Origin of the sequence: Kitasatospora sp. NPDC048296 (assembly GCF_043201815.1) — a bacterium.
Classification (GTDB): Bacteria; Actinomycetota; Actinomycetes; order Streptomycetales; family Streptomycetaceae; genus Kitasatospora.
In genome coordinates this window covers 1-3,590 of sequence record NZ_JBICZB010000075.1, presented here as the reverse complement: position 1 = coordinate 3,590, position 3,590 = coordinate 1, and the positions used below count along the sequence as shown (strand labels likewise).

Annotated in this window: 5 protein-coding genes; 1 reads left to right on the top strand and 4 read right to left on the bottom strand. The window is 67.8% G+C overall.

The window, feature by feature from the left end:
- Positions 1–109: 109 nt before the first annotated feature.
- On the bottom strand, positions 110–673 hold the full coding sequence (locus ACGF12_RS31635) for a GNAT family N-acetyltransferase (protein ID WP_393037665.1): 564 nt from the start codon (positions 671–673) through the stop codon (positions 110–112).
- Positions 674–729: 56 nt separating this feature from the next.
- Here ACGF12_RS31635 and ACGF12_RS31630 point away from each other — a divergent pair, with 56 nt between their 5' ends.
- The gene (locus ACGF12_RS31630; RefSeq protein ID WP_393037662.1) at positions 730–1,887 is read left to right on the top strand and encodes an RNA-guided endonuclease InsQ/TnpB family protein; all 1,158 of its coding nucleotides are present in this window, start codon (positions 730–732) and stop codon (positions 1,885–1,887) included.
- A gap of 109 nt (positions 1,888–1,996) precedes the next feature.
- Here ACGF12_RS31630 and ACGF12_RS31625 read toward each other — a convergent pair whose 3' ends face one another.
- From ACGF12_RS31625 to ACGF12_RS31615, 3 genes are all read right to left on the bottom strand, one after another.
- On the bottom strand, positions 1,997–2,281 hold the full coding sequence (locus ACGF12_RS31625) for a hypothetical protein (protein ID WP_393037659.1): 285 nt from the start codon (positions 2,279–2,281) through the stop codon (positions 1,997–1,999).
- Between the two features lie 156 nt (positions 2,282–2,437).
- A complete protein-coding gene (locus ACGF12_RS31620; RefSeq protein WP_393037656.1) occupies positions 2,438–2,965 on the bottom strand; it encodes a DUF6879 family protein in 528 nt (175 codons plus the stop codon).
- A gap of 88 nt (positions 2,966–3,053) precedes the next feature.
- The gene (locus ACGF12_RS31615; RefSeq protein ID WP_393037653.1) at positions 3,054–3,200 is read right to left on the bottom strand and encodes a hypothetical protein; all 147 of its coding nucleotides are present in this window, start codon (positions 3,198–3,200) and stop codon (positions 3,054–3,056) included.
- Positions 3,201–3,590: the final 390 nt, after the last annotated feature.

The following is a 3,590-nucleotide window of genomic DNA, read 5'->3' as shown; positions in this document are numbered from 1 at the left end:
CTGGTTCCCGGGTTGGCCCCCCTGGCCGCGGCGCGGAAACGGCCGCCGGCGCCCAGCGCGGGGAGGGGCGCCCCGGGGGGGCCCGGGGGCCCGCCCGGTGGGAAGTGCGTCAGGGGGCGGTCGACGATCCTCTCCGCCTCACTGTGTAGTACGCGAATCCTTCGGTTTCGTTGATGTGAGCGAACCCGGCCTTGGCCAGCACCCGGCCGGAGGCGGGGTTGGCCGTGCGGTGCTTGGCGGCGACGGAATCCAGGTACAGCGTGTCGAACGCGAGGGTGAGCACACCGATGACAGCCGCGGTGGCGTACCCGTGGCTCCAGGTGTCCTCGCGCAGGATGTAGCTCAGTCCGGCCTGGGCCGCGGCGGTGTTGAGCTTGACGATGCCGACGAGGTCGCCCTCCACGTCGATGCCGAGAATGTGGTGGATGCGTGGACGCTCTTGGGCCCAGCAGACGGCCTGTTCGACGTACCGATGTGCCTCGGCGTCTTCCATCGTGGTACGCCCGAGGTGGCGCACTGAGGCGCCGCTGTAGATTCGGCGAATCGCGTGGGTGTCGTTCGCCGTGAGCTCCCGAAGGTTCACCTGGTTCTGCCGAGGAAGCCCGGGGGCTTCAGCCCCGGGAGGAATCGGCTCCTTGGATCGGAGCCGCGAAGCGGCGGAGTTCTCTTCCATGCGGTTCCGACCTTCCGATTTGATCGTTCGATTTTGTGTCAACTACGTTCCTGGACGTGAAGATTGTGGTCCGGGTGAAGCTGGAGCCGTCGCCATCTCAGGCGGACGCGCTCGCCGCGACGCTGCGCGCGTGCAACAGGGCCGCGAACCACATCGCGCAGGTGGCGTTCACCAAGGGCGAGATCCGGCGCAACGGCTTGCAGCCGCTGGTGTACCGGCACGTCAAGGAAGAGTTCGACCTGGGGGCGCAGGCCGCCGTGCGGTCGGTGAAGAAGGTCTGTGACGCCTACGCGACGTTGAAGGCGAACCTTCGGGCCGGGAACCTCGGCCCGAAGGGGAGCAAGCGCCGCAATAAGGCGGAGTCGAAGCCGATCGTATTCCGCCCGGATGCGGCGCAGCCGTTCGATGACCGGATACTGTCGTGGAACACCGACGGCAGGACGGTGTCCGTCTGGACCACGGCCGGGCGGTTGAAGGGCATCCGGTTCGTGTGCTCCCCGGACGCGGCGCGCATGCTGGCCGACCGTCGGCAGGGCGAATCCGACCTCGTTCTCCGCGACGGCCAGTGGTACCTGTTCGCCACCTGTGACATTCCCACCCCCGAGATCGAAACCCCCGCAGACTGGCTCGGCGTCGACCTGGGTATCGTCAACATCGCCACCACCTCGGACGGCACCGTGCTGTCCGGTCGTCGCCTGGAGCGGTACCGCAAGCGCCTCCGCGCCCTGACCGCGAAGCTCCAGGCCAAGAAGACCAAGAACGCCAAACGGCGTCTTAAGGCGATCCGTCGCCGTGAGCAGCGGTTTGCCACCGACACCAACCACCGCATCTCCAAGACTCTCGTCACCACCGCTGAACGCACCTCTCGCGGGATTGCCCTGGAAGACCTGTCGGGCATCCGCGAGAGGGTCAAGGCCAAGCACGACCAGCGGTACCGCCTCCACTCCTGGGCGTTCGCCCAGCTCGGAGCCTTCGTGGAGTACAAGGCCCAGCGTGCCGGAGTCCCCGTCGTGCACGTCAACGCGGCCTACACCTCCCGCCAGTGCTCCGCCTGCTGGCACACCCACAAAACCAATCGAGTGGATCAAGCGACGTTCGCGTGCCGCGTCTGCGGCATAACCATGCACGCGGACATCAACGGCTCCCGCAACATCCGCCACAGAGCGGCTGATGCGTGGCAGCGGGGCGCAGTCAACCGCCCCAGCAGTGTCTAGCGCTGCTGAGACGAGGTGACCACCGGTGGGGCGACTCATCGGGCACATGGTCAACCTCAAGCCCGGGACTTCAGTCCCGGGTCGTTGACCGCTTCGTCGGGGCAGGGAGTTAAGTCGCCCATGCCTGTGCCGCCTTCCAGCCGCAGGGGATGTGCTCGAACACGTCACGGCCGTCGTCGTCGGCGGTGGCAAGGGCTCGTGCCATGTCGGGGGTGTCGGCGAGGAACCGAGGGTCGCGTGACCTGACGGCTGCCCGCGCCGGAAGGAACGAGAACGGGGCCGGCGGGATGTGTCGGCCGAAGCTGTCGGTTTCCCGCAGACCAGCGAAGAACTTGCCGAACAGCACTCCCACCGGGGCGTACAGATTGCGGAGCGCCCAGTAGGGCCGGCGCATCACTCCCGGTGGTCGGCGTCTGGCACCGAGCCGATGATCACGAGGTTCTCGCAGGTGAGGACACCGTGGACGCGGTCTTTCAGGGGCCTGATCCACTCGGCCGCCTGGACTCCGGCGTGGAACATCTGTGTGGGACTGCCCGGTGCCGGTGGCGAGTCAGACGGCGTATCGGGTGTGCGGTACGGCGCGATCCCAGACTGCTTCGAAAGCGGCGGCGACCATCTTCACCGTGGTCGGATCCTCGTTGAACTCGTGGCCGGCCCAGTCACCGTCACCGGTGAACCAGTGGAAGAGGACCTGGCGGTCGTCGATCAGCCAGAGGTCATTGCCGGGCAGGGCGAGGTCGGAGGCCAGCCGACGGGGCATCCAACGGACCTGCTCGCCGGACGCGATGTTGTGTCGCTCGGTGATGGCGTGCTCCCACCGGATGTAGTCGGTGACCGGCTCGGAGACGATGCGGGCGCGACGCATCACGACACCACGGCCAACGGTTTCCCTCACCAGCGCGGCCCAGGCCTGGTACTCCTCGGGCAGGTCGTAGGCGTCGGGCCGGTCGACCGGCAGTCCCGCGCGCCAGTCCGCGAAGACCGGGTCGTCCATGTAGGAGTCCCGCATCTCCAGGTGGACCGCTGAACGCTCAGCGCTCCTCAGCAGGGCGCCAAAGTCCGGCACGTTCTGCGTCATCGCACACCTTCCGCAAGGCTGGGATCATCCGGACGGGGATACGGACGACGCCCTCGTGGTCCGGGACGCCGATGGGGTGATCAGGAACTTACTCGGTCTCGCTGATGGTCTGGAGCATGCCCGGGTCTGGTAGCCGGCCCTGGATGACGATCTCCGCTGCTTCGTCTTCGAGCCATACCGTGGGCGAGCCGCCGTTGGGAGTGTCCGGGTCGATCCCGGTGAAGCGTAGTGCCATGACTGCCCCTTCGGTGAGGTCGGTTGCGAGTCCTGGACTTGGCACCGTGTCGTGAATGCGACGCGGGCGTCAAGCCACCCGGGAAGAGCGGCGGCTGGGAAGTGGCTAGGAAGCAACGCTCGGCGACCCCAAGGGAATTGCAAAAAATTGCAGGGATTCACCCGAGGGTGTCCATTGTGGGGGCGACAAGGTGCGTGCCCCGTGGCAGGGCGATGTCGAGGTGCACAACGTGAGGCGATGCGCGGGTTGCCTTCGCACATACGGTGGCGGCCTGCGCGGTGGGGCCACAGCACGGGGCGGGGGGGGGGGGGGGGGGGGGGGGGGGGGGGGGCGGGGGGGGGGGGGGGGGGGGGGGGGGGGGTGGTGGGGGTGGGGGGGTGGGGGGTTGTT

Coding starts and splice junctions, on each gene's coding strand:
- ACGF12_RS31635 (WP_393037665.1), bottom strand. CDS start 673: ATGGAAGAGAACTCCGCCGCTTCGCGGCTCCGATCCAAGGAGCCGATT.
- ACGF12_RS31625 (WP_393037659.1), bottom strand. CDS start 2,281: ATGCGCCGGCCCTACTGGGCGCTCCGCAATCTGTACGCCCCGGTGGGA.
- ACGF12_RS31620 (WP_393037656.1), bottom strand. CDS start 2,965: ATGACGCAGAACGTGCCGGACTTTGGCGCCCTGCTGAGGAGCGCTGAG.
- ACGF12_RS31615 (WP_393037653.1), bottom strand. CDS start 3,200: ATGGCACTACGCTTCACCGGGATCGACCCGGACACTCCCAACGGCGGC.